Source organism: Phyllobacterium zundukense (assembly GCF_002764115.1).
GTDB lineage: Bacteria > Pseudomonadota > Alphaproteobacteria > Rhizobiales > Rhizobiaceae > Phyllobacterium > Phyllobacterium zundukense.
The window spans coordinates 1369700-1395201 of record NZ_CP017940.1 but is presented as its reverse complement, the minus strand read 5'-3'; the positions used below and the strand labels follow the sequence as shown (position 1 = coordinate 1395201).

Below are 25502 nucleotides of genomic sequence, written 5' to 3'. Positions count from 1 at the left end.
AGCCGCAATTATCACTGCGTATTGACCATCGGCTGGGAAGCCTGATCTTTCGGCGCTGTGAATGGCATCGTGAAGACCTGGCCAGCTATACCCTCAGCCAGCCCAGACGAGAATGTCAGCGGCATACAGTTGCTGAGTGCGTCGATCGCAGAAGCAATGAACTGCTTGCGTGCCTGATCGTCTCCGTCAACGGCAATGGCGGTTGGCCGTGGCTTGCCGAGCAAACTTCCGTCCCGTTTGAAACTGAAGCTCAGTGTAACGGTGCCCTTGGTGTCGGATGGTGCGTTCCAGCAAGACTCGATTGCACTCCCGACATCGTCCATCGTTTTTAGTTCTTCAGCCTTGGAAGGTGTCGCAGCACACATCAGAGCGATGCCTGCGATAGCAAAAGGTTTGAAATTGCCCATCTCAATACTCCTACCCTACTCTTGGATGCACAATTTAGTTAAAAGTCTAAGCATCTCCGGAGTTACAAGCATTGTTTTCACCAGGACACCGGCGAGCTGACTTGATTCAGTACCTCCGCAGCCAAGAATACAATAGAATATCACCAATCGAATGCCAGATCGATATTTAGCGCATGGGACGGTAAATACGACGCAGTTCAGGCTTTCGGTCGCCCGACTCTCGATAGCAGTATGACCGGGAAAATTCCGATGACGACAATCGCGAGAGCTGCGATCGCGGCTTCTTCATATGTACCCCGGGCAGCTTCCCCATAAAGGTGAGTTGCAAACGTCTCGAAATTGAGCGGACGCAGAAGCAGTGTCGCGGGCAATTCCTTGACACAATCGACAAATACGAGCAGCCCCGCCGCTGTCAGAGCTGCTTTTGAAAGCGGCAAATGAACATACCTGAAAGTGCCTTCGGTTGTTTGGCCAAGCGTGCGCGCGGCATGGTCGAAGGATTGCGGAATGCGTGCCAGTCCTGCTTCAGTCCCGCCCGCAGAAATCGCTAGAAACCGTGCGACATAAGCATAAATGAGCGCAGCGCCGGACCCCATGAATAAAAGTCCGGTGGATATGTCGAGCCAGGCGGTGCTGATTTTGTCGATGAAACGATCAAGGCTGCCAAGAACGACCAGAACACCGATGGCGATCACGGTTCCCGGAGCCGCATAGCCCATCGTCGAAAGCCTGTAGAACCAGGTTGAGAACCTTCCTGGCCGCAGTCGCATGGCGTAGGCGACTATAAGACCGAATGCGACTGTAATGACTGTCGCAGCACCTGCGAAAGCAACTGTGTTTACCGCTTCGTCCAGGAATCGAGACGACAGGCCTGCAAACCGGAATCGTGCCCAAGCATGCGTAACTAGATAGCTGGCGGGGGCAACAAATCCGATAAGAACCGGAAGAAGACCAAGGGCAAGCAGGAGCCAGCCCTTTATCGCCGTCACTTTGCGCGGTTCGAAATAGCGGCTCCGTTGTGCACTGATCGAATAGCGCTGTTCCCGACGGGCCCAGCGCTCAAGCGCGATCAGCGCCACCACGACGCACAGCAACGAAAGTGCAATCTGCGCCGCGCCGGGCAGGTCCGACCGCGTAACCCATGTCGTATAAATTGAAACCGTCAGGGTGCGGACGCCAAGAAACTCGGAAGCCCCAATATCATTCAGGGCTTCCATCAGAGCGAGACTTATGCCTACGGCAATCGCCGGGCGTGCAAGCGGCAGAGCCACATGCCAGAAGACACTGCGCCTTGACACACCGAGGGTCCGTGATGCTTCGATCAGATTGGCTGTTTGCGTCAGGAACATCGCGCGCGTCGGAATATAAACGTAAGGATACAGCACAAACCCAAGAAGAATGATGCAGCCAGTTATGGAACGGATATCTGGAAGCCGGAACTCGCGAGGACTTGAATAGCCAAGAAGCCAGCGAACCGTACCTTGCACAGAGCCTATGGGGTGCAGAATATCAAGGTAGGCATAGGCGATGATGTATGTTGGCACAGCCAGTGGAAGCAGCAGTGCCCATTCCAGAATACCGCGCCCGGGAAAGTCATAGGCCGTAACCAGCCAAGCGGTGGTCGTGCCTAGAATGGCGGTCAACAAACCAACCCCGCAAAGAAGTATGACTGTGTCGGTCATCGCAACTGGAAGGATTGTGGTGATCAGATGCGACCATAATCCGGCAGAGCCCTGTATGGCCTGGTACACAAGCGCCAGCACGGGCAGCATGACCAACATGGCCACCATCCCCGCTGACAAAAGCCAAGCCGTTCCGGCGCGACGGTACGGCCAGGTTCTGGTTGGGATAGGAGTCACGTTGCACCCATTGCGGAAGTATGAAAAGGCGCCCGCGGTCGAGCGCCCTCCAGTCATCAATTGTCGAAGCCGACCTTGTCTACCAGCTCGCTCGCCTGCTTGCGATGGCTTACCACCTCAGTCAGTGGCGTCGGGTCAATCTCGAGTTTGCCAAGAGAGGCAATGATCGGATCTGCCGCTGCGCCAGCCTTTACCGGATATTCGTAGTTTGCCTCGGCATAGATCTTCTGGGCGTCATCGGAGACGAGGTATTCCAGAAGCTTGATGGCTTCTTCTTTGTTCGGTGCATGCTTTGCAACTGCGGCGCCACTGATATTGACCTGTGTGCCTCCATCCTTGAACGTCGGCAGGATAACCTTGATGGCATTGCCCCAGGCAACCTGTTCCTCACCGCCCTTGCCCGACCGCATCAAGCCGACATAGTAGGAATTAGCAACAGCGATATCGCAAATGCCTCCAAGAATGTCCTTGGCGCCGTCACGGTCGCCGCCGGTGGCCTTGCGTGCGAGATTTGCCTTTACACCCGCCAGCCACTTTTCCGTTTCCTCGGCACCGTGGTGAGCGATGTAGTCGGCAAAAAGCGCTGTATTATAAGGATGTTGGCCCGAACGGATGCAAATTTTGCCCTTCCACTTCGGATCGGCGAGATCTTCGTAGTTAAAGGACGCGAGGTCGAGATCCTTCGCTGCGTAGAGCACGCGTGCGCGCATCGACAGGGCAAACCAGTTACCCTTGGGATCGCGCAACTGTGCAGGAATGGTCTCGGTCAAGACTGAGGACGTGACCGGCTGGGTGACGCCTTTCTCAACAAGGTCAACGAGATTTCCGGCGTCCACTGCCATGAGGATATCGGCCGGTGAGCTCTCGCCCTCTGATACGACACGCTCCGCAAGGCCGTCTTTCAGGAAAACTGTATTGACGGTGATGCCTGTGGAATTCTTGAAGGAATCGAGAAGCGGCTGGATCAGCCCAGGCTCACGTGTCGTATAGATGTTGAGTTCAGCTGCTGATGCAACCCCACCCATCAGAACAACCGACCCTGCAAGCAATATAGACTTTGCGATGGAAAATTTGTTCATTTCTATCCCCCTTGCTTTAAAACAAACATGGCAGTGCTGGAACATAATAGAGTAAAGTAGTCAAGTTTTAAAAACACGCTCTTCTGCCGATTGTCAAACATTCAACATAGCCAAATCTGGCGATCACTGAGTTCAATGAGCGCTGAATGCAAGAACGCTTTCAAGCCCTATGGTTAGCCGGATAGTATTCGTTGGAGCGGGAAGCCGCACCATCGTACGCACCAATAGAGGCTCTGACAGACCTTCGACCTGAACAGTCAATTGTTCGACTTCCCCGAGGAAAAGGCGGCCGGTAACACGTCCCGGGATATCGCCATTTTCTTGGGACACTGAAATGGCTTGTGGGCGTATATAGGCGATCGCTGCGCTCCCGTCAGCCAGCGTAGCTTCGCATCCAAAATTTCCTATTGCCGTTTCTATTTTCCCATCCCGGTAAGTGCCGGGAACCTTGTTGAAGGCGCAAAAGAAATCGGCTGCATAGCGACAATTCGGCCGGTCGTGAAGGTCATAGCCGGTTCCTGTTTGCACAATCTCGCCTTTTCTCATCAAAACGATTCTGTCGCCTGCTGAAAGGGCCTCTTCAGGGTCGTGAGTAACCATGATGACCGTCGTGCCGAGTGCTCGCAGCAGCGCAAGGGTCTCGTCACGCACCTTTTCCCTGAGGCCCCGGTCCAGGCTCGAAAACGGCTCGTCCATCAGCAGAATGCTGGGACTGGGTGCCAATGCACGCGCCAGCGCAACGCGCTGCTGTTCGCCACCGGAAAGCATATGCGGATAGCGTTTCATAAGCGGGTACAGACCGACGCGGTCAATCATTTCCGCAGCCCGTGCACGAGCTACCTTTTTTGGTAGCCCCTTGAGCCCAAACAGCACATTCTGTTCAGCAGTCAGATGCGGAAACAGCGCGTAATCCTGAAACACGAAACCAATGTTGCGGGCTTCGGGCTCGACAAATCGCTTGGGTCCGGCGATTTCCTCATCCTTTAACAGAAGTACACCACTGTCGGGCGTATCGACACCCGCGATGATCCTTAACAGGGAAGATTTGCCACATCCCGACTGACCCACGAGACAGATGATTTCACCCGGAACGATCGCAAGCGACACATCGCGCAACGCCTCGGTGATGCCAAAGCGCCTGCTGACGTTGTTAAGCTTCAGCACTGCATTTGCTGGTTTTGATGCAACCGTTCCGTCCATTTCAATCGATACCAGATTCGGAATTTTCAGTTTTCTTTTTCTTGATCGCGCAAATCAGGTTTGATGTCAAAAAACTTCATTGCATCGACCTGTCTTCGGAAAGACGGGCACGGGCCACTTAGTCTGCCAGACAGCTATTTATGATGAGAACTGTCAACTTACGCAAGGATCGAGACGGTGACATTTACGTGAGAGAAGCACTCATGTTTCACTCACTGGTACTGAACCGTTCATATCGCTGACAAATGCATGAGGCACTTTGCATCTGCCCTGCGATTCGCATCGGTCTCATTTTTCCTGTTTCAACGCTTTGAACCCGCGCTTTATGCTATGGAGTTTGCATGCCCACCTCGATCAAGCCGTCTCTCGCCCCATATACCGCCAGCAACAATTCCGGCGCACCCCGTCACCTGGGAACACGCTATGATACGAATGGCAATTTCCTGCAGGAACCCGGCAACACTGTCGTCTGCCACCTGGTGAGCGGGTCAGCATCCGAACGCGCTGTTCTTGAGGTTCGGGATCGCATGATGTTGATGCCCGACGCCGACAAGCTGATCTTTACGCCCGTTTCCAGCCTGCACATGACGCTTTTTCAGGGCATAATCGAATATCGGCGTGCATTGCCGTACTGGCCTGAGGATGTAGCACTCGACACCAGCATCGATGAGATGACCCGCCTTTACCTGAAGCGCCTTGAGGGTTTCGAAGGTCGCGGACCCTTCAAGATAAAGGTGATAGCTGTCACACCTGTCGGATTGACTGTCACGGGGGCAACCGACGAAGACGAGGCCATCATCAAGGCATGGCGCGACGCCTTGTCCGTACCATTTGGCTACCGTCATCCCGATCACGACACATATGTCTTCCACATCACCTTCGCCTACCTCATTGATTGGTTGGCAGAGGATCGTCGGCCTGCGTGGGAAGGTCTGTTCGATGATTGCCTGAGGTTTCTCGAATGGGAGGCACCCGTCATCGAAATCCATCCGCCAGCGTTCTGCCGCTTCAATGATATGAACCGCTTTGAAGAACTCCTTGTCTTGGGGAGCGCAGTTCGCGAAGCAGCGGCATGATAAGGAGGTCGGTCCAGAGGTTTGGGAATTCCAAACGCTGGATAGGATCGTATTGGATATCGTGTTAGACGGTCGTCCGGCGAATATCATTGCAGCTGGAAAGATTGATGTCCCGTTTTCTGCCCGATAATTTCACGATAATGCTGGTCGTGGCCGTCATACTCGCGTCGCTTTTCCCGGTCAGCGGCGTAGCGGCAGACTATTTCGGTTTGGCGACAAAAGTCGCGATTGGCCTGCTGTTTTTCCTGCACGGTGCGCGATTGTCGCGTGACGTCGTCATTGCGGGTTTCCTGCATTGGAAACTCCATCTGACCATCCTCGCGGCCACCTTCGTGCTGTTTCCGTTGATTGGCCTTTGCGCTGGGGTTCTGGTGCCAAACATCCTGCCACCAGCCCTTTATGCGGGCATTCTGTTTCTCTGCGTGCTGCCTTCAACCGTGCAGTCATCGATCGCCTTCACCTCGATCGCTGGTGGCAATGTGCCGGCTGCCATCTGCTCCGCGTCGGCTTCCAATATATTCGGTATGTTTTTGACACCGCTGCTTGCCGGGGCGCTGCTCTCTGCGAGCGGCCACGTTGGATTTTCGTTCGACGCCCTGCAGGCAATCCTGCTTCAGCTGCTTGCGCCGTTCATTCTGGGGCAGATTTTGCAACCATGGATCGGCAATTTCATTCGAGCCAAGAGAACGCTGCTCATGCCTGTGGACCGTGGATCGATCCTGATGGTGGTCTACCTTGCTTTCAGTGAGTCTGTAACCGAAGGATTGTGGCATACGATCTCGATCCGCGATCTCGGTGTGGTGGTCATCGTGGACATGCTGATCCTTGCCATCGTTCTCGCTATCACGATGTTCGGCAGCCGGTGGGCGGGTTTCTCCAAGCAGGACGAAATTGCCATCACCTTCTGTGGCTCCAAGAAGAGCCTCGCGAGCGGCATACCGATTGCGACCGTGATCTTTGCTGGACAGAGCATAGGCAGTATCGTGCTTCCGCTCATGCTGTTTCACCAGATTCAGCTCATCGTCTGTGCTGTCATCGCCCAGAAATACGCCGATGCCGCAAAGAAGGCGCGAAAGGAGGAAGCACGGCCCGCCACGCAAACCTAGAGCAAATTTGGCTCGTTACTTTGGCTGCCGCGCGGCAATCGCCTCCATCAGCTTGGCAGCCAGCATGTCATACTTCTCGTCATAATGGTGATCGCCCTGCAGTTCGATCTTCTGAACCGCCGCAAGCGAAGGGTTGGTGCAGGCCGTATCGTCCTCTTCCGAACCATAGACGCACAGGACCTTGTTCAGCGGCAGTTTTGCCACCGCCGGCGCGACTTCGTTGTCGCCGCCCATGCCGAGCCATGCGCCAACGGAAACCTGGAATGGTGTGGTTTCTTCTGTGCCGATCAAGCCAACAAGGCTAACGCGATCCTGCAATGACTGGGAAAGGTAGGGCCAGGAAAACGGTATGGTGTTGGCTCCGAAGGAATAACCAAGCAAGACAACCGGTAACTTGCCTGTCGGATCAGCCTTCACCACTATCCTCTGGATATCATTGGCAATATCCTCCGGCTTGCGCAAGGCCCAGAAATAGCGCAGCGAGTCCACGCCAACAACGTGCACACCCTCTTTTGCAATGATGTCGCCAACAGACTTGTCGATATCACGCCAACCGCCATCGCCGGAAAAGAACACGGCCAGATATTTTGCCTGGCCATTGCTGGCTGGAACGTCGACGATCGGCAAGGATTCTGCCGAGGCATCTTCCTTGGCGATATCAACGGCAGCATCTGCGGCGATTGCGAAACGTTCGGCCTTGGTGGCTGCAATCTTTTCCTGCGCCAGAAAGAATCCAGCGCTTGGCGGGCCCTTCGGATCTGGATCAGGTTTTTCCCGGACAATCGTCGCGGGATTGGGCAGATCAGCATCGTAGGAATAGCTGAACCCCTCGCCTGCAACAGTTTCGTAATCAGCTCCTTCGCAGGACGGCAGCTTGGTCTTCAGGGCAACCGACGGATCGACCACCACCGCACCCGCCAGCGTCGCCGCCGGGGCATCGGCAACCGATGCATAGGACATGACGCCGCCCTCGCCGATGCCGATAACCACCGGATGCATGTAGGTATCGACTGAAATCATGCGCTGGGCTTCCTTGGCCACACCTTCAAGATCCGAAACGAAATAGGTGCATTCTCCGGTGTCCTGATCGAGTTCCTTGCGCCATTTCTCTAAATCGACCGTCAGCACCAGAAAATCGCGGTCGAGCAGCAGCTTTGTCATGGCTTCGTCGTCGGCACCAAGACCGCCCTTCTGTGACACAAGGATCGCGATGCCCGTCGGCTTGCCGTTTGGCTGCAGGAGGGGCACGTCACTCAGTCGTTCCGCCGAAACAAGTATCCGCTTGGCCGATGATCCGAAACCAAATCGCGGCAGGTAATGCAGTGCGGCGGAGAGAACGATGCTGACAATCAGAAGTGCAAGAATGACAAGCGGATAGGGCCTGCGAAGGAATTTCATCGTTTAAAGACCTCGAAGGGGCTACCGCTTACCAGATTCGTCGCGTCAATAAGCGAACGAGGCGTCGCGAGGCCCGGGGGGCAAATCAGATAATAAGGTGTCCATTTCGGGCCGAACTTATCCTTGAAAGCACGCAGCCCGTCAAATCGATAAAATTCGGCGCCACGGCGATAGATGAAAGAGCCGATCCGGTTCCATCGCGATGCCAGGTGGCTGTCGGAAAGACCCGACAGTGGCGCCGCGCCAAGATTGAACCAGCGATACCCTTCCGTCTTTGCAGCCATCAAAAGATTGGCGAAAAGTCCATCCATGATGACGCTCGACGCATCCGGCAAATACCGCATCAGATCGACGGCAATTTCCTGGCTGTCTGCACCGCGCCAAACATTGGCGAATGCAACGATGGCGCCGTCCTTTCGCAGCACGGCAACATCGAAATTCGAGAGGTAGGCATTTTCAAATGAACCGAGCGAGAAACGCTTCTCTGAGCCCGATTTCATTTCGAGCCAGGCATCGGATACCTGGCGAAGCTCATCCATGATGTCTTGGGTCTGGTCCTTGGAAATGATCCCGAAGGCAATCCCTTCTTTTTCCAGCCGCCGGGCGGCGTAGCGAAGCGGTTGGCGTTTGGAGCCCTCCAGCGAAAAGTCGCTGAGATCGACCCGGGCGACCTCGCCGAGCTTCAATGCCGTCAATCCCATATCGAGGAACAGCGGGAGTTTTTCCGGCCCCACCCCGTAAAATACCGTTCTGGTTCCAGTGCGATCAGCCAGGCCGCGGAACGCCCATGCAAGATCGGTGACCGCGTCATCACTGCCGACCGGCTCCCCCAACGAAACCAGGCTGCCGCCTGAACGGGCATACATCACAAAGCCTCGTCCCTTCGGGTCCATCAGAAAACGTTTGTCGCCCAGCAACGCAAGGGCGTCGGAAGCTCTTGGGGAAGCGGCAACAATGTCAGGCACGTTTTCAGGAATAGGTTGTGCCCGCAACTTGCTGCGGCCAACCCCGTTGATTACCGTGTTGATCGTCAAAGCCGCCAGCAGCGTCAAGACAAGAACGGAAGCGCGGAGGAATCGCGATGCCTGGGCATCCCAGGCAAACTCCCACCAGAGCTCGTTCGCATACTCAACGTGTCGGTAGGCAAAGAAACCGAGCCAAAGGATTGCAAAAGCCGTTGTACCGATACTTGCGAGCCACCCCCAGGTCAGTGTGAAACGCTCATCCAGCGGTTTGCGGTAGAATGAATCGCGGAACAGAAGCAGTGTGCCGGCCATCAGGGTCAGCATCAACGCTTCCTCCCAGGCCAAGCCCTTTGCCAGGGCAAAGATTGCGCCGAGACTGAAGAGCACGATCGCAACGAACCATGCACGCCAGAGACGCCGGGCAAGCCCTCTTGCCACGATCAGCAATGCTATGCCCACGAAACTTGCGCCAAGATGCGACATTTCAAGAAACGGCATCGGCAGCATGTCGGCAAGCATCTCCAGACGATGATGCAGATCGGGGATGACTGCTGAAATCAGGAGAACGATGCCGCCGAGGAACGCAATGCCAGCCGATAGCGGCGGGATCAACGGCTCGAACATTCGCACGGCCAATATTGTCGGACCGGCAAGGATATGGCGCTTGCGGAGAATTTCGGAAATGACGAACCCGGCAATCGCGACAAGGAACGGAATAAGCGTATAGATGGCGCGATAGGCAACCAGCGCCGCGATCGCATCCGGATTTTGTCCAAGGCCAAGCCCCGCAATGATCGTCGCTTCGAACGCACCGATACCACCCGGCGCATGGCTGATAATGCCAAGAGCCACCGCGACCACATAGACGAGCGCAAATGCTGGAATGCTGCTGACAGAACCCTCGGGAAGCAGAACATAGAGCGTTGCTGCCGCCGCAGCCACATCAACGAGCCCAGCCAATATTTGCATCAAGGCGCCCTGCGACGAGGGCAGCCGGACGGAAATACGACCAATCTGGAGGGTGCGCTCGCGGCGGGAAAGCCAGTACAGGAGCACTGCAACCGCTACCAGAATCGAAGTGCCGATCACCTGATCCACCACCGGCCCGAACGAGAAAACCCACGGAATCCGGGTTGGATCGATAACAAGGGCAACCGCAATCAGAATCGTGAAGGCAAACCAGATCGCCAGCCAGGAGGTGCCGATGATGCGGCCGATATCGGCGATATCGATACCTTCGGCGGCGTAAACCCTGTATCGAAGCGCTCCGCCTGTCAGAAGTGAAAAACCGAGAGCATTGGAGATTGCATATCCGGCACCGCCTGCCATGGCGGATATGTGGTAGGGCACCCGCCCCGGGGCGATCGTTTCAACGGCGACAACATCGTAGAGTGCAACGGCAGCGAAACTGACAATCGTGAAGAAAAGCGCAGTCAGCAGCGTACCGCTCGGTATGGCATGCAGGGAGCGCTTGACGTCATGCAGCGAAATCTCGCTCGACAGATGGCTCAGGACGAGCAAGCTGACGACCGCCACGGCAATCCCGAAAAACGCGAACAAGGCCGATTTGGTTTTCTTGCCCCACCACGGCAGTCTCGACTGCGCGCTCGCTTCAATCCTCCGAATTTGCTTTTCGTGATCGGGAATAGACGTCATAGGGTGTTCCGAAGTCAGAAACGGATTTGAACGGATGCCAATTTCACCATGAATTTGGGAAGGCGTCATTAGCCCTGTAATAATGGCGGGATTGAGCCCAGAATAAACGCAAAGCCAAACTTCTACTGATGCAAGCCGGGCAATATATCCGACCTCTCATTACAATCTTATGATAAGAGAAATTCCGATTTAAGCCGGATCCAACACCAGATGGCGATGGCTTCCAGGCGCCTTGACACGTCCGATAGCAGCGGAAGGCGGTGTGAGCCCCATTCCCTCTGCAATGGCAGTGGCAACTGAATTGCTGTTCTGGATGAGGAACGAATAACGCAGACTCGACAGGCGAATACGCTCGGCGACGTCAACAGCTGCACGCCAGCGTGCCGCGATGGACGCATAGCCGCTTTCTAGCAACACCGTCGTGCGCGATGTAGGGCGCACGTAGAATTCCGGGTAATAGACGAGGTCTCGTTTGGCGTAGTCGGTGACGACAGCGGTCAACGGGCCCCGGATCGCACAATAGTTAAAGCTGCCATCCGCATTCGCCGCTCCACCATTGATCTCGTAAAGCGGCCTGCCCTTCTCATCGGTCCAGACAACAAAATTATGGCTGGCGATCCCGGCAAAACGCGGAATCGGATAGGAGCCAAATAAGATACGATGGTTCATGAAGCGGCACTTCTAAAACACAGAATAATGGATCAACGATTCTCAATAGACTATTTATTTTCAAAGACAACACCGCGGTTCTTCACAGAATTGCGACCATAATTTACTTAGCCAGCACACCGCCTTGCAATCACACTGCGTGACCGGGAATTCCGGCCAAATGCGCCGTTTTGCTGCTCAAATTCTTGTAATTCAGGGAAGCAATCGAACTGCTTCTCCAAACAGTCCACCAAAATTTATTTTGCCCGTTTTCACAATTTCAAAGATGCAACCTTTTCGTTCGTTGGCAAAATGTATTCCCTCGCATCAATGTCAGACAACACGCGCCCGGATCTCACCAATTCCATCCACGCCGCCGAACATTTCGTCACCGCGCAGAACCGCGCCGACGCCCGCTGGAGTCCCAGTAAAAATCAGATCGCCAGGTTGCAGCGTGAATAGTGTCGAGAGATAGGAAATCGTCTCCGGCACCTTCCAAATGAGCTGATCGAGGTCGCCGCGCTGACGCTCGGTTCCATTGACCGTTAACCAGACGGCACCCTTGGCCGGATGACCGATACTGGATGCTGGCAGGATGGCCGAGCACGGCGCCGAGGCTTCGAATGCCTTGGCCACTTCCCACGGACGACCGAGCTTCTTCGCTTCCCCCTGCAGATCACGGCGGGTCATATCGAGACCGACCGCATATCCGAACACGTGCTCAAGCGCACGGTCTACATTGATGTCAGCTCCGCCTTTTCCAAGCGCGACAACCATCTCCATCTCGAAATGCACATCATTGGTCGCCGATGGATACGGAAAATCCTGTCCCTCGGTTACAAGACAATCCGGATTCTTCTGGAAGAAGAACGGCGGTTCACGGTTCGGATCATGTCCCATCTCGATGGCGTGATCGGCATAATTCCGCCCGACGCAGTAAATCCGGTGAACCGGAAACAGCTTTTCGGAGCCAACCACCTGCAATACCGGTTGCGGAAGCGGGTCAAAAACGAACTGATCTTTCTGCATCTCCACACCCTCGCCTCAGATTGATTGTTCAATTTCCCGAATGCGCCTTCTCAGACAACACGTCGCGTACTACACCCTATAGAGATCAGACATTCGCCCGATGCAACCCGGCAAATACAGCGGCATAATGCCCTGCGCAAGGAATCCCGCTCTCCATGTATCTCAGACTTGATCCGCAAAACGCGCCGGTCGCAGAAGACGACGATGGCGCCATCCTGGACCAGGTACAGCGCGCCAGCTTTCGTTATTTCTGGGACGGCGCGCATCCTGAAAGCGGACTTGCGCGTGACAGATCAGGCAGGACAGCCGACCCGCGCAATGATCTCGTTGCCACGGGCGGGTCTGGCTTCGGTTTCATGGCCCTCCTCGTCGCCATCGAACGCGGCTGGATCACGCGTGATGAAGCGATAGCGCGCATTGAAAGAATGCTGTCGGCGCTTGAAACGACCAGGCGCTACAACGGTATTTTTCCGCACTTTTTCAATGGCACCGACGGCTCGACGGTCCCGTTCACAAAGCTGGATGATGGAGGTGACCTGGTTGAAACGTCCTTGTTGCTTCAAGGCTTGATCTGCGTTCGGCAATATTTTGCTGCTGCAGATGACCCCCGGGAAGGCGCCATTCGTGATCGCATCAACAGGCTTTGGCTCGCGGTGCAATGGAACTCTCACATCAAGAATAGCGAAAAGGTGCTCTATTGGCACCACAGCCCCAAATTTGGCTGGGCCCGCAATGTGCCGATACGCGGCTGGAATGAAGCGCTTGTCAGCTATGTCCTGGCCGCTGCTTCACCTGACTATGGCATCGACGCCGAAATCTATCATGACGGGTTTGCAGCAAACGGTGCCTTTCTCAATGGCCGCGATTATTATGGTGTGACGCTGCCACTGGGTCCGGATTATGGCGGCCCTCTGTTTTTTGCGCATTATTCGTTCTGCGGTCTCGACCCGCGCGGGCTCGTGGATCGCTATGCGGATTATTGGCAGCAGAATTGCAATCACGCACGGATCAACTATCTGCACAGCGTGCACAATCCGCATGGCTATACGGCGTACGGGCCCGATTGCTGGGGGCTGACATCAAGTCACGGTCCAAAAGGCTATGCCGTCAGCTCGCCCGGATTGGATTTCGGTTTGATTGCACCCACCGCAGCCCTGAGCAGCCTGCCCTATCTGCCGGAAGAATCGATGCGGGCCTTGCGCTATTTCATGGCGCTGCCACAAGCAAAGATCACAGGACGTTTTGGCTTTGTTGACGCATTCTCGTTGACCAGCAACTGGTTTGCCAGGACGTATCTCGCAATCGACCAGGGACCCGTCGTCGCCATGATCGAGAACCACAGAAGCGGCCTTTTGTGGAGATTGTTCATGAGTGCGCCCGAAATAAAGACTTCGCTACGGAAACTTGGCTTTACGACCCCTCATCTGACAAGAGACACGGAACCTAACGGTCATTGAGGCATTGCTTCCCTTGGAGCAATTGATCATCTTTCGATCACATCCTGCGCCCGTTCCCGCAAATCAAGGACCAGACATGAAAGTCCATGCCGTTTTCAACCGCGATGGTGGCACATTTCGCACCATGGACATGAAGGTCTTTGCCGAAACAGCCAAGCAGATCTTCGAACAGCATGGGCATACGTTTGAGAGCGAGATCGTCGCCGGCAAGGATATCGTAAAAGCACTGAAGAAGGTGGCTGCTGAAGCCGGCGAGCATGTGTTGATGGCCGGCGGAGGCGACGGTACAATCTCAGCCGCTGCCGATGTTGCCTGGAAGACCAAGGTACCGCTTGCGGTTCTTCCCGCGGGAACAATGAACCTTTTTGCGCGAGCGTTGAAAATCCCGCTGGAGCTTAACGCGGCATTGGAGAGTCTCGCGGGCGGCACAGTACAGGCCGTTGATATTTCGACAGCCGACGAAGAGAGTTTCGTTCACCAGTTCTCCATTGGATTTCAGCCGCAGATGATCAAGTTCCGCAATACGCTGGAATACCGATCTCGTTGGGGCAAGCGGCTGGCAAGCCTGCGGGCCTTTGCCAAGGCTGTGGGCAATCCGCCGCAGTTCGCTGTGCGCATGGTCATCGATGGCAAAACGATAGAGCGAACCGTGTCCGCTATCTCGATAGCGAACAACGCCTACGGGCAAGGCATGCTGCCGGTGCCGGACGTTGTCGATCGCGGAGAGCTTGGTATCTATATTGCCGGGCGACTAACCCCTGCGGCGCTGATGAAACTTGCATTCACGGTTCTGACAGGGTCGTGGCGTAACAACCCCGACGTCGATGAAATTACGGCGAAAGTCGTGGAGCTGCATTTCCCGCATCTGCGCCGCGGTGCCAAGGCAACCATCGACGGCGAGTTGATCCCTTTGCCAAAAGACGTAAAGATCGTCATTCACGCGGGGGAGCTTCAGGTTCTTGTGCCGTCAGATGTGCAGACCAAATGAAAACGGCGCGGTTTTGACCGCGCCGCTTAATCCAACCAACTGGGCGTTGTGAATTAGCTCTTCTTTTTGCTCTTTTTGACCGGCGCAGGCGCGGCGGCAGGATTTGCGGCCTTCTGAGCCGCGGCTTCTTCAGCGGCCGCCTGGTCGGCGCTCTTCGGCATTGTGTCGACGACGGAACGAACTTTGCCCTTGTCGGTAACGGTGCACATGGCATCGCGAAGATCAGCCTTCAACCGCACCTGGTTCACGCCGCCACCAACGGCTTCAACATCAACCGCCTTGATGTTACTTTCGGACAGGAAATATTTGGAAGCCGCGGCAGAGATACATGGTTCTGCGAGCGTGGAGTTTACCGGCGGCCGAATGGGCGCAAAAGTCGGAAGCGTCGGGACCATGCTGGGTTCGCCTGTCGTGGAACATGCAGCCAAAGGAATAAGAACTGCCAAAGCGGCAATTCGGCTCAAAATATTGGTAGGCAGGCGCATGGCTCTCTCCGCAAAGTCTTATCGAAGGATTGGATATGGCCGGAAACTATTCGCTTTTTGCCGTTTGTCTAGTGGCACAACTGCCACAATGGGACTTTATTGCAACAACGTGCGAGAGCGCTTCAGGGAGCAACGGACAGCATCCAGTTCAGCACGCCGCGCCAATCGGTCATGCGGATTGGAGTACCGTGATTGCCGCTCTCAAATCGATGAAACCGCACTGGATAGCCCTTCGCCGAGGTGCGGATTTGCTGATAAAACGCTTCCTGTTTGTCGATAGCAAAGACCGGATCGCGACTGCCGTGGCCAAAGAAGACCGGTATGCGCCGCTTGAACGACGGCGATCCGATGAAATGATCATCCCATAGCGATCCCAGGATGATCAGACCGGAAATGTTCTTGGCCGACTGAGCATCTTGCGCAAGCCGCCAGCACAGGGATCCGCCCATGGACCCACAGGCGACGAAAAGCTTGGCTCGTGGCGATTGCGATTTGAAATAGTTTATCAGGCCAGTAACCTCAGCTTCACCCTTGTCTCCGAAGTCGCTGAAATCTGGGGTGAGATAGAGCCCGCCATTGCGATCCATCAGGTTTTTGACCCGATTGAAATTACCGCCGAAGGTGAAGTCGTTCATGCCTTGCTGGCGATTGCCGCCTTGCCCGTGCAGATAGATGGTAATTACCGCGGCCCCAGGGTCGAGCTTTCCGACCGCTATGACCTTCACCGGACCTTTGTCCGTGGTAACGACAAGATCCTTTTGCGAGCGTTTCGGCTGGAGTGAAACGTAATTCTGTTTGACCCGGCGTTCCGGCACCTCGTCACGGCCATTGATGTCACGCATCTCATTGTAATCGATGACGACATAATCGCCGCTGTCGCCGGTTTTCAGAATGCCGGGATAGGCAAAGAGATCATCCTTGTAAGGTTCAAGCTGCAATGCCGAAGCGGTGCTCGCAAGGCAGACAAAGGCCAGCGCGCCAAGAAACAAGGACCTGATCAAATGAATTTCCCTATCGGATTGTCCCAGTGATGGTGCCGCCGGCACGATTCAACATGTCCGGCGTATCGACATCAATAACCGCCGCTTCGCCAAGTTCAACATCGATGACCGGAATATCGCCACGTTCAATCAAGTGCCGCGCTCCAACATCGCCGGCGAGCGTGAATACCTCGTCGAACAAAAGCCGCGGCAGGATAACGGGGTTGCCACGCTTTCCCTGAAAAGTTGCCCTGACCACCGACTGTCCGCCGGTATTCTGAAAACGGTTGATCATGGATTTGAGGTCCGAGGGGGAAAGCGCGGGCATGTCGGCCAGCAGCATCATCATCCCATCGGCCGATGATGGCACATGCCTGATGGCGGTTTGCAATGACGAGGCCAGGCCGCTGGCGTAATCCTTGTTGAGAGCGATAACGACGTTGAGACCGTCTAGTGCGGCGCTGCATTGTTCCGCCATATGGCCAAGCACAGCGATAACCGGATCGCCACCTGCCTCGATTGCCGTCAGGGCCGAGCGCCGCACCAACGGTACGTCGTCGAAAGTAGCGAGCAACTTGTTCGGCCCATTCATGCGTGTCGACTGGCCGGCAGCAAGGACAGCAATTGCCACGTTCGGCCTGGTGACTGGCGGCCGCGGGTCACGTGGTTGCGGGCGCGTCGGGATTTCCATCAGGAGTCCGCCGACGCCCATGCCGACAATATCCGCCTTGGTAACCGGTATTTTCGCCATCAGCCGCTCAAGCACCCAGTCGAAGCCGTTTTCCTTGGGGCTGCGCGCGCAGCCTGGCGCCCCGATGACCGGTTTTCCATCAAGTTCACCGAGAACCAGCAGATTTCCCGGATCGACCGGCATACCGACGTGATGAACATTTCCCCCCGCTTCTCGCATCGCTTCCGGCACGATATCGCCCTGATCGACCACCGCGGACGCGCCAAAGACAATGACGATGTCATTGGTGTTTTGCAGTTTCCTTATCGCGGCCGAAAGCGGCTTGCTCGCGTGTACCGGGCGCAGTTCGGTGGTCAAAAATCCATGGTTTGCTGCGATCCGGGCCTCGATCACGCGACGGGTCTTGTCCAGCACAGTTGCCTTGACGGAGGGTAGCGTCGTCTGGATCAGCCCGATACGCGAGCCGGCAAAGCCGTGGACTCCGAACGCGATGCGGTCTCGCGACAGGTCGAGGATCCTTTCCATCACGGAAACTGCAACCGCAAACGGAATGATCTTGATGGTCGCAACCATCTGCCCCTGCTCGACCCGCTCGAACGGCTTCAAAGTTGCTATCGTCACCGATGGGTCGATCGCATTGATGGCATTAATCAGATCCGCATCGACAGCGAAAAGGCCAGCTGTCTGCGCATAGCAATTGACCCGGCCGGTCGCAGCGGGCCCTGCCTGCACGCCGAACCATTGCAACGCTTCGGTCAATTTCAAGGCCGCGGCGTTTTCGTCCAGGTCGGCTTCCTGCAAGCGAGCGGCGATAACATTGGTCACCCCAGCTTCCTGCAATTGCGCGACATCGCTTTCCGTAAGCACATGGCCCTTTTTCAGCTTCAGAGCGCCCGCATGCGTCGAATGCGCGAGAATTGCGCCAAGCGCGTTCTCGATAGAGATTTCGCCAAAAATCATGCTGTTTTTTCCAACTGCCGAATGGCTTGCAGACCTCGTGCACGGAACGCCTTGATAACTTCGCCTAAAACCGCAACGGCAATCTCGGCAGGGCTCGCCGCACCGATATCAAGGCCAATGGGCGAATGGATCAAACCGACCTGGTCATCGCTCAGCCCAAGCGCTTTTAACCGTTCAACGCGTTTTGCATGCGTCTTGCGGCTGCCAAGCGCCCCGACATAGAAACAGCCGGCCTTAAGCGCCCTTACCAGCGCCTGATCGTCAATTTTGGGGTCATGCGTAACGACGGCTACAGCCGTGTAGGGATCGAGAGGATGCGCGTCGAGGACATCCTGCGGCCATTCAGCATAGAGCTTGACGTCAGGGAAGCGCTCGGGCGTCGCGAATGCCGTGCGCGGATCGATGATTTCCATATCGTAGCCGGCGATCCTGGCAATGGGCGCCAAAGCCTGGCTGATATGCACGGCACCAATCACCACAAGGCGTGGCGGCGGCACATGAACGTTGAGGAAGAAAGAATGCCCCTCGACCTCTGCGACTGCGGATTTTCCAGACAGAAAGGCTTGCCTGATCGCATCCCCGAGCAAACCGGCAACTGGATCGCCCTCCTTGATCACCCGGTCACGCCCGTCGCCAAGATCAGTCAGCAGCACGGCAGCGCGTCGGGCACGGCGTTCTTCATTGAGTTTCTTGAGGCAATAGGGATCCACGATCAACCCAGCCGTTCGACGTAGACTTTGATACGCCCGCCGCAGGACAAACCAACCTGCCAGGCGGTTTCATCGGCGACGCCGAATTCCAGCATGCGCGGTTGGCCCTGCCTGATGACATCCATAGCTTCAGCAATCACTGACCCCTCGACGCATCCACCGGAGACAGAACCTTCGAAATTTCCCGCTTCGTCGATCACAAGATGACTGCCGACCGGGCGCGGTGCCGAGCCCCATGTTTCAACGACGGTGGCGATTGCCACGTCGCGGCCCTCGGCCATCCAGCTCTCGGCGATCAGCAGCGGATCTCGTATTTGTTCAGAAGGATTCTGCATTGTATGACAGTACCACAAACTTCAATATTGGTGCAACCAGCGCTTCGGGTCGTCATTCTTTTCGTGTGGACGGCCGAGCGCCCTGCATAGGTCGTCCAAAGCATCCATATTGTGTACAGCACGGAAATCGTCAACGTAGGGTAGCATAGCTTTTACTCCACGTGCACGCGGCTCGAAGCCTTCAAAGCGTAACAGGGGGTTGAGCCAGATCAGCCGGCGGCAAGACTTGGACAGCCGCTCCATCTCCGCCTCTAGGCCACTGGTTTCCTCCCGCTCCAGACCGTCGGTGATCAACAGCACCACCGCGCCTTGACTGAGCACCCGCCGCGACCAATGACGGTTGAACTCGCGCAGCGTCTCACCGATACGGGTGCCGCCCGACCAGTCCTGCACGACACCGGTGCAATGGGCAATGGCATCATCGGGATCACGATAGCGCAAGGGCCGCGTGATATTGCTGAGCCGCGTGCCAAAGACGAAACAATGAACGCGCCGGCGCTTTGCCATCATGGCATGCATGAAATGCAGAAAAATGCGGGTGTACTGACTCATTGAACCGGAAATATCGGCAAGCACGACCAGCGGCGGGTGTACTTGGCGACGCGAGCGGAATTTCGGCAGCATGAGATCGCCGCCAGTTCGCAGGCTGGCACGCATCATCGCCCTTGGGTCAATACGCGCACCCTTGGGGTCGCTGCGGAAACGCCGCGTCTCGACTTTGTCAACTGGGAGTGTCAACTGATCCATCGCCCGGCGCGTCTGGCTGAGTTCATCAGCCGACATCTGGGCGAAGTCCTTGCTGCGCAGGACCTCCTTGCCGGAAAAGGTAAAGCGCGCATCGACATCGATCTCCGGCGGCCGTTCACCCGGATCGTTGCTTGAGGTGCCCTTGAACAGAGCCTCGGCAACACGCGCTTCGGCGGCCTTCGGCTTCGGCCGCTCGCGCGCCATAGCAACGGGCGAGAACATGGCGAGCATTTTTTCGATCAGTTCGCGGGAGCGCCAATAAAGGCGGAATGCTTCGTCGAAGGTTGCGTGATCCTCTCGCCTGGTGACGAGAACACTGTGCAGCGTCCAGTAGAAGTCGTCACGGGAGCCAATACCACCCGCCAGAACCGCTTCAATCGCATCCCGGATCGAGGCGGGGCCGACCCGCAAACCGGCCTTGCGCAGGGTCCGGGCAAAATAGACGATATTATCGGCGAGCCGGCTGTCTGAACGCGCTATCTCCGGTGATGAGGTGAACGTTTCCATGTCACGCCGCGTTCAGTTCAGCTTTCACTTCGTCCAGGATGCGCCGCCCCTCGCCACCAGCAATCCTGGCGATGTCATCCTGATATTTGAGAAGAACGCCGATCGTATCGGAAACTGTTTCCGGATCGAGCGCCAGCTTGTCCATCTCGGTCAGGGCACCCGCCCAATCTATGGTTTCGGCGACGCCCGGCAGTTTGAAGAGATCCATATCACGCAATTTCTGCACGTAACGGACGATTTCGTCCGACAGCCGTTCATTGGCGGCCGGCACCTTGCGGCGCACTATCTCAAGCTCCCGCTCCGCAGTGGGATAATCCACCCAGTGATAGAGGCACCGCCGCTTCAGCGCATCGTGAATTTCGCGTGTCCGGTTGGTGGTGATAATGACGATTGGCGGCTCGGCTGCCCGGATGGTGCCAAGCTCGGGGATTGTCACCTGGTAGTCGGACAGAACCTCAAGGAGAAAGGCTTCGAACGCTTCATCCGTGCGGTCAAGCTCATCGATAAGGAAGATGGGTGCTTTGCCCGGCTCGCCCGACAACGCCTGTAGGACAGGCCTGCGGATCAGGAACTTTTCGGAGAAGACATTGCGTTCAATGGCCGATTTATCGACTTTGCCGCTCGCTTCATCCAGACGGATCTCGATCATCTGCGCCGCATAATTCCACTCATAGACGGCGGAAGAAATATCGAGACCCTCGTAGCATTGCAGGCGGATCAGCGGCCGGTCGAGTGTCGCGGCAAGCACCTTGGCAATCTCGGTCTTGCCGACCCCTGCCTCGCCTTCGAGGAACAGCGGCCGTTTCATGCGCAGGCTGAGAAAGAGAACCGTCGCCAGCGCGCGATCCGCAACATAGCCACCGGCTTCAAGCAAGGACAGCGTATCCTCGATCGATTGCGGCAATGACGAAACGGACTTTGCGGCCATATTGCCTCCGGCTTCCTAATGAGTTTACGACCTAGTCCCCTGAGCTGTGATAGGAGCGGTTGAGATAAATCAGCGACGGACCGGGTTCACCGATGTTGATGGCCGTCACCTTCCCGTAGATCACATAATGCGTTGCCACCTCATGCGTCGCAATGATACGGCAATCGAAGCTCGCCAAAGCATTCATAAGCACAGGCGCGCCGGTTTGCAGCGTCTGCCAATGCCCGAGCGCAAATCTATCCTGCTGCGAAAGGTCGCCTTTGCCGGAAAAGGCTTCGGAAAGCGCCTGCTGCCCGATCGACAGGGTGTTCAGCGCGAAAACCTGATTCTCTATGAAAAGATGATTGAATTCGTGGCTGCGGTTAAGGCACACGAGCATGGTGGCCGGGTCGTCGGAAACCGAGCAGACTGCCGAAATTGTCACGCCGCGGCGTCCCGCAGGACCGTCGGTCGTAATAATATGCACCGCTTCCGCAAAATGGCTCATGGCATTGCGAAATGCGAGCGGTTCTATCTTCTGATCGTTGGCAATAAGCACAGTTCTATTTCCATTCCACAAAACATCACTATCGCAACATCCGTCTCAACCATAGGGGCAGATTATTTTTTCCGATAACTTCCTTTTATATAGAGCTGGATTGCACAGAGTGAAGGAAACGGTTACCGAAAACATACAAGTGGTTATCGTCCAGGAGGAAACGGCATTTTCGCAATGAATCCCATGATACGCACCGCAACGCTTGGCCTGTGCCTGTTGTCCTGCAGTGTCGCATATGCGGAAGACAAGATTGGCGTTATTGCGCCGCTTTCCGGTTCCTTTGCGCGCCTTGGCACACAGTTGCTCGATGGCGCGACAATTGCTGTTACAGCAAACAAGAATGGCCAGACCGTCTCGACTCTGGCGGCCGATGACAAATGCGATGCGGCAGGCGGCGCGGCAGCAGCAAAGCAGATGGTTCAGGCCAATGTGATGATCGTCGTCGGCTTTCTCTGCGCTGAATCGCTTGAGGCGGCCCTGCCCATCCTCAATCAGAAGGGAATCCCCGTCATTACCCCGGCAATCCGGTCGCGAACCTTGACGGAACTACGCGCCGAGCAGCCCTACCCTGTCTTCAGGATTGCGCCGTCAGACCGCAATGAAGCGACGGAAAGCGGCGATATTCTTGCCGGCCTCTGGCATACCGCACCCTTTGCCATCATCGATGACGGCACGATATTTGGCCGCGAACTTGCATCCGGCGTTCGTGCCCGTCTTGAGGAGAAAGGCTTGAAACCAGTCTTTGCCGACACCTATCGTCCAGGTCTCGACAATCAGAATGCGCTTGTGAGCCGCTTGAAACGCGCCGGCGCTAGCCAGGTTTTCGTCGGCGGCGAACGCGATGATGTGGCTGCCATTGGCCGAAGCGCCGTAGCGCTCAACTATCCGCTGGTTATCGCCAGCGGCGAAGCATTGAACGCTAAAGGCAATGGCAGCGATCTTGCGGCCGGGACACTGATGGTTGCGCCGCGCGAGCCGCAAACGCTGGAAAGCGCGCGCAACGCCAAAAACACCGTCGAGCTCGCTGGGAAAGTCCCGGAAGGCTATACTATCCCGGCCTATGCGGCTGCCGAAGTGGCGATGCAGGTTCTTACAACAGCGCAGTCACAGCCCGGATCGCTGACGGAACTTCTCCGCAAGAATGTTTTCGATACGGCCCTTGGCTCGATGCAGTTTGACACGACCGGCGAGCGGATTGCCGACACCTATCGCCTGCAGAAATATGATGGAACCCAGTTCGTGCTGGAGACCAACTGATGACAATGAAGGCTGGGCCGCGCAATCTCATCACCGACGTCGAGGGGCTGAGTGTCGGCAACGCTTCGGATGACAAGATCAAATCCGGCAGCACGGTCATCCTCTGCGATGTGCCCGCGACAGCGGCAGTTCAGATCCTTGGCGGCGCGCCGGGCACGCGGGAAACCGACCTTCTCGAGCCGCACAATACGGTTGAGGCGATCAATGCACTGGTTTTATCGGGCGGATCGGCATTCGGGCTCGATGCGGCGTCTGGCGTCCAGGCCGCCTTGCGTGAAAAAGGCATCGGCTTTGAAGTGGGCACGCAGCGTATTCCCATCGTTCCCGCGGCAATCCTCTTCGATATGTTGAATGGCGGCGACAAGGATTGGGGCCGTTTTCCGCCCTATCGTGAACTGGGCTACGCGGCAGTGCAATCCGCTTCGCGTGATTTCGGTCTTGGAACGATCGGCGCTGGCACTGGGGCAACGGTCACCGGGTTGAAGGGCGGCCTCGGCTCGGCTTCGTCACTGCTGGAAAGCGGCACGACGATAGGTGCACTCGTTGCCGTCAATGCATTGGGCTCCGTAACTGTTGGAAAAAGCAGGCATTTCTGGGCCGCCCCGTTCGAGATCAGTGATGAGTTCGGCGGGCTTGGCTTGCCGCATCCGCTCCCCGCCGACGCAGCCGAAGTGAGGACCAAGTTCAGCGATGCGGCGATCGGAGCGAACACCACGATTGGCGTCATCGCCACCGACCTGATATTGACCACGGCGCAGGCCAAGCGCCTGGCCATAGCCGCCCATGACGGCTTTGCCCGGGCCATCTGGCCTGCCCACACGCCTTTCGACGGCGATCTGGTATTTGCGCTCGCCACAGGAACCAGTGGCAGAACACCAGAAATAGCTGAATTCATTGATCTTTGTGCCGCTGCAGCCTCGACCATGGCGCGTGCAATCGCGCGCGGCGTCTATGCGGCAACGCCTGCGGACAAAGACCCTTTCCCCATCTGGAAATCGCGTCTCTGACGGTTTCGATTGTGCCATGGTGCCACCCGTGGTAACCGGCGCCCACAACATTTCTACCGGAGACATATTATGAGCCGTCCGCTCGTCATCGCCCCGTCTATTCTCGCTTCGGATTTCTCGAAGCTTGGCTCGGAAGTTACCACCGTTTTGCAGGCGGGTGCCGACTGGATCCACATCGATGTCATGGACGGCCACTTCGTCCCCAACATCACCTTCGGTCCTGAAGTGGTGAAATCCATTCGCCCGCTGACCGACGCGATATTCGACACGCACCTGATGATTTCGCCTTGCGATCCCTATCTCGAAGCTTTCGCCAAGGCCGGCTCCGACATCATCACCATCCATGCGGAAGCGGGCCCGCACCTGCATCGCTCGCTGCAGGCAATCCGCACGCTCGGCAAGAAGGCCGGCGTCGCGCTCAATCCTGCGACGCCTGAATCGGCGATCGAATATGTGCTGAACGACGTGGACCTGATCCTCGTCATGACGGTCAACCCCGGTTTCGGTGGCCAGAAGTTCATCGCGGAAACGCAGGAAAAGATACGCAAAATCAAAGCGATGATCGGTAGCCGGCCAATCGATCTTGAAGTCGATGGCGGCATCACCGCAGAAACGGCGGCACTGGTCACCGCGGCTGGCGCCAATGCGCTGGTCGCCGGTTCCGCCGTCTACAAGGGCGGATCGGAAGCAGCCTACCGGGCCAATATCGACCTCATCCGCAGTTCATGCGTGAAAGGATCGTGATCATGCTCCGCCGCGCTCTCTTCGCTTTGCTCCTGGCTGCGTGGCCGCTAGCGGCACAAGCCGGAGACGTGGCAAAGCTTGATATTCTTGGCTTTTCCAAGGATGGCGGGGTCTTTGCTTTTGAGGAATTCGGCGTACAGGACGGCTCGGGCTTTCCCTACGCCAACCGGTTCTATATCGACACCGCAACCGACAAGTTTGTCGCCAAGACACCGGTGCGCGTCAGGCTCGACGATGAAAATTCGTCTCTGGAGAACGCCCGCAACAAGGCAAGCATGGATGCGCAGGGCGTGACGTCGCTGACCGATGAGGAACTGCGGGCGAATGCCGGCCATACGGTCGCTGCCAACCCCGTAACAGAGCTCTCTGCTGATCCATTCAAAGTCAAGGTCAATCCACGCCCGGTCTTCCCCGCCGTCGATCAGGCATTGACAGTGCAGCTTGAAGAGATCGAAGTTCCTGCCAGCGACACATGCCAAAATATTGGTAAAATCAAAGGCTTCCGTCTGACACTTGTCGAAGACAAGGCGGACGCCAAGGCCGAATTGCTGCACGAAGACACGTCGGTTCCAACGAGCCGCGGCTGCCCGCAGGGCTACAGCATCGGCGCCGTCCAGACATACTATCCAGAGAATGGAAAACCAGTGATCGCGGTGATGATCGCGGTCCGTGGAATGGGTTTCGAAGGGCCGGATTATCGCTGGCTGGCGGTTACCAAGCGGAGATAGCGAAAAGTCGCCCAAAA

Annotated in this window: 24 protein-coding genes; 8 read left to right on the top strand and 16 right to left on the bottom strand. The window is 56.4% G+C overall.

Translation table 11 applies throughout. The features are described 5' to 3' along the window. Nucleotides 1-11: 11 nt before the first annotated feature. From BLM14_RS06835 to BLM14_RS06820, 4 genes are all read right to left on the bottom strand, one after another. Nucleotides 12-407 carry a hypothetical protein gene (locus BLM14_RS06835; protein ID WP_237143479.1) on the bottom strand — a complete coding sequence of 132 codons (396 nt, stop codon included), beginning with the start codon at nucleotides 405-407 and terminating at the stop codon, nucleotides 12-14. Between the two features lie 197 nt (nucleotides 408-604). Continuing rightward, the gene (locus BLM14_RS06830; RefSeq protein ID WP_100001073.1) at nucleotides 605-2179 is read right to left on the bottom strand and encodes an ABC transporter permease; all 1575 of its coding nucleotides are present in this window, start codon (nucleotides 2177-2179) and stop codon (nucleotides 605-607) included. A 143-nt stretch (nucleotides 2180-2322) separates the two neighbouring features. Further along, entirely contained in the window at nucleotides 2323-3345 is a 1023-nt protein-coding gene (locus BLM14_RS06825; protein ID WP_099998690.1) for a Fe(3+) ABC transporter substrate-binding protein, read from the bottom strand. A 132-nt stretch (nucleotides 3346-3477) separates the two neighbouring features. Then, the gene (locus BLM14_RS06820; RefSeq protein ID WP_099998689.1) at nucleotides 3478-4545 is read right to left on the bottom strand and encodes an ABC transporter ATP-binding protein; all 1068 of its coding nucleotides are present in this window, start codon (nucleotides 4543-4545) and stop codon (nucleotides 3478-3480) included. A gap of 341 nt (nucleotides 4546-4886) precedes the next feature. On the opposite strand from BLM14_RS06820, the gene BLM14_RS06815 reads away from it, so the two are divergent. Further along, nucleotides 4887-5621 (top strand): DUF1868 domain-containing protein, encoded by a 735-nt coding sequence (locus BLM14_RS06815; RefSeq protein WP_099998688.1) that lies wholly within the window; start codon nucleotides 4887-4889, stop codon nucleotides 5619-5621. A 107-nt stretch (nucleotides 5622-5728) separates the two neighbouring features. Continuing rightward, nucleotides 5729-6727, top strand: coding sequence for a bile acid:sodium symporter family protein (locus tag BLM14_RS06810; protein ID WP_099998687.1), 999 nt, complete (start codon nucleotides 5729-5731; stop codon nucleotides 6725-6727). Nucleotides 6728-6742: 15 nt separating this feature from the next. On the opposite strand, the gene BLM14_RS06805 is transcribed toward BLM14_RS06810, so the two are convergent. The 4 genes from BLM14_RS06805 to BLM14_RS06790 form a co-directional block, all read right to left on the bottom strand. Then, the gene (locus BLM14_RS06805; RefSeq protein WP_099998686.1) at nucleotides 6743-8125 is read right to left on the bottom strand and encodes a virulence factor family protein; all 1383 of its coding nucleotides are present in this window, start codon (nucleotides 8123-8125) and stop codon (nucleotides 6743-6745) included. Beyond that, complete coding sequence (gene mprF / locus BLM14_RS06800) at nucleotides 8122-10746, bottom strand: bifunctional lysylphosphatidylglycerol flippase/synthetase MprF (protein ID WP_099998685.1); 2625 nt, start codon at nucleotides 10744-10746, stop codon at nucleotides 8122-8124. The genes BLM14_RS06805 and mprF overlap by 4 nt, the downstream gene beginning before the upstream one ends. A 189-nt stretch (nucleotides 10747-10935) precedes the next feature. Next, complete coding sequence (locus tag BLM14_RS06795; protein ID WP_099998684.1) at nucleotides 10936-11415, bottom strand: hypothetical protein; 480 nt, start codon at nucleotides 11413-11415, stop codon at nucleotides 10936-10938. 312 nt (nucleotides 11416-11727) lie between these two features. After that, entirely contained in the window at nucleotides 11728-12423 is a 696-nt protein-coding gene (locus tag BLM14_RS06790; RefSeq protein WP_099998683.1) for a fumarylacetoacetate hydrolase family protein, read from the bottom strand. Nucleotides 12424-12578: 155 nt separating this feature from the next. On the opposite strand from BLM14_RS06790, the gene BLM14_RS06785 reads away from it, so the two are divergent. Together BLM14_RS06785 and BLM14_RS06780 are read left to right on the top strand one after the other, a co-directional pair. Further along, the gene (locus tag BLM14_RS06785; protein WP_099998682.1) at nucleotides 12579-13880 is read left to right on the top strand and encodes a glucoamylase family protein; all 1302 of its coding nucleotides are present in this window, start codon (nucleotides 12579-12581) and stop codon (nucleotides 13878-13880) included. Nucleotides 13881-13956: 76 nt separating this feature from the next. Further along, nucleotides 13957-14868, top strand: coding sequence for a diacylglycerol/lipid kinase family protein (locus tag BLM14_RS06780; RefSeq protein WP_099998681.1), 912 nt, complete (start codon nucleotides 13957-13959; stop codon nucleotides 14866-14868). Between the two features lie 53 nt (nucleotides 14869-14921). Here BLM14_RS06780 and BLM14_RS06775 read toward each other — a convergent pair whose 3' ends face one another. From BLM14_RS06775 to BLM14_RS06740, 8 genes are all read right to left on the bottom strand, one after another. Further along, entirely contained in the window at nucleotides 14922-15353 is a 432-nt protein-coding gene (locus BLM14_RS06775) for a hypothetical protein (RefSeq protein ID WP_099998680.1), read from the bottom strand. A gap of 122 nt (nucleotides 15354-15475) precedes the next feature. Next, a complete protein-coding gene (locus BLM14_RS06770) occupies nucleotides 15476-16354 on the bottom strand; it encodes an alpha/beta hydrolase (RefSeq protein WP_418314205.1) in 879 nt (292 codons plus the stop codon). Nucleotides 16355-16364: 10 nt separating this feature from the next. Continuing rightward, nucleotides 16365-17984, bottom strand: a complete 1620-nt coding sequence (locus BLM14_RS06765; RefSeq protein WP_099998679.1) for an NTP transferase domain-containing protein — start codon at nucleotides 17982-17984, stop codon at nucleotides 16365-16367. Continuing rightward, nucleotides 17981-18694, bottom strand: coding sequence for an XdhC family protein (locus tag BLM14_RS06760; protein ID WP_100001071.1), 714 nt, complete (start codon nucleotides 18692-18694; stop codon nucleotides 17981-17983). The genes BLM14_RS06765 and BLM14_RS06760 overlap by 4 nt, the downstream gene beginning before the upstream one ends. A 2-nt stretch (nucleotides 18695-18696) precedes the next feature. Next, complete coding sequence (locus BLM14_RS06755; protein ID WP_099998678.1) at nucleotides 18697-19029, bottom strand: XdhC family protein; 333 nt, start codon at nucleotides 19027-19029, stop codon at nucleotides 18697-18699. A gap of 21 nt (nucleotides 19030-19050) precedes the next feature. Then, on the bottom strand, nucleotides 19051-20283 hold the full coding sequence (locus tag BLM14_RS06750) for a vWA domain-containing protein (protein WP_099998677.1): 1233 nt from the start codon (nucleotides 20281-20283) through the stop codon (nucleotides 19051-19053). 1 nt (nucleotide 20284) lies between these two features. Next, nucleotides 20285-21211, bottom strand: coding sequence for an AAA family ATPase (locus tag BLM14_RS06745; protein ID WP_099998676.1), 927 nt, complete (start codon nucleotides 21209-21211; stop codon nucleotides 20285-20287). 31 nt (nucleotides 21212-21242) lie between these two features. Next, nucleotides 21243-21698: a flavin reductase gene (locus BLM14_RS06740; protein WP_100001070.1), complete on the bottom strand. Its 456-nt coding sequence runs from the start codon at nucleotides 21696-21698 to the stop codon at nucleotides 21243-21245. Between the two features lie 234 nt (nucleotides 21699-21932). Between BLM14_RS06740 and BLM14_RS06735 the strand changes: the two genes are divergently transcribed. From BLM14_RS06735 to BLM14_RS06720, 4 genes are all read left to right on the top strand, one after another. After that, a complete protein-coding gene (locus BLM14_RS06735) occupies nucleotides 21933-23006 on the top strand; it encodes a branched-chain amino acid ABC transporter substrate-binding protein (protein ID WP_100001069.1) in 1074 nt (357 codons plus the stop codon). Beyond that, nucleotides 23006-24013 (top strand): P1 family peptidase, encoded by a 1008-nt coding sequence (locus BLM14_RS06730; RefSeq protein WP_099998675.1) that lies wholly within the window; start codon nucleotides 23006-23008, stop codon nucleotides 24011-24013. Before BLM14_RS06735 ends, BLM14_RS06730 begins: the two co-directional genes overlap by 1 nt. A 69-nt stretch (nucleotides 24014-24082) precedes the next feature. Then, the gene (rpe, locus tag BLM14_RS06725) at nucleotides 24083-24757 is read left to right on the top strand and encodes a ribulose-phosphate 3-epimerase (protein ID WP_099998674.1); all 675 of its coding nucleotides are present in this window, start codon (nucleotides 24083-24085) and stop codon (nucleotides 24755-24757) included. Nucleotides 24758-24759: 2 nt separating this feature from the next. Beyond that, nucleotides 24760-25485: a DUF2259 domain-containing protein gene (locus BLM14_RS06720; RefSeq protein WP_237143477.1), complete on the top strand. Its 726-nt coding sequence runs from the start codon at nucleotides 24760-24762 to the stop codon at nucleotides 25483-25485. The last annotated feature ends 17 nt before the right edge of the window (nucleotides 25486-25502 follow it).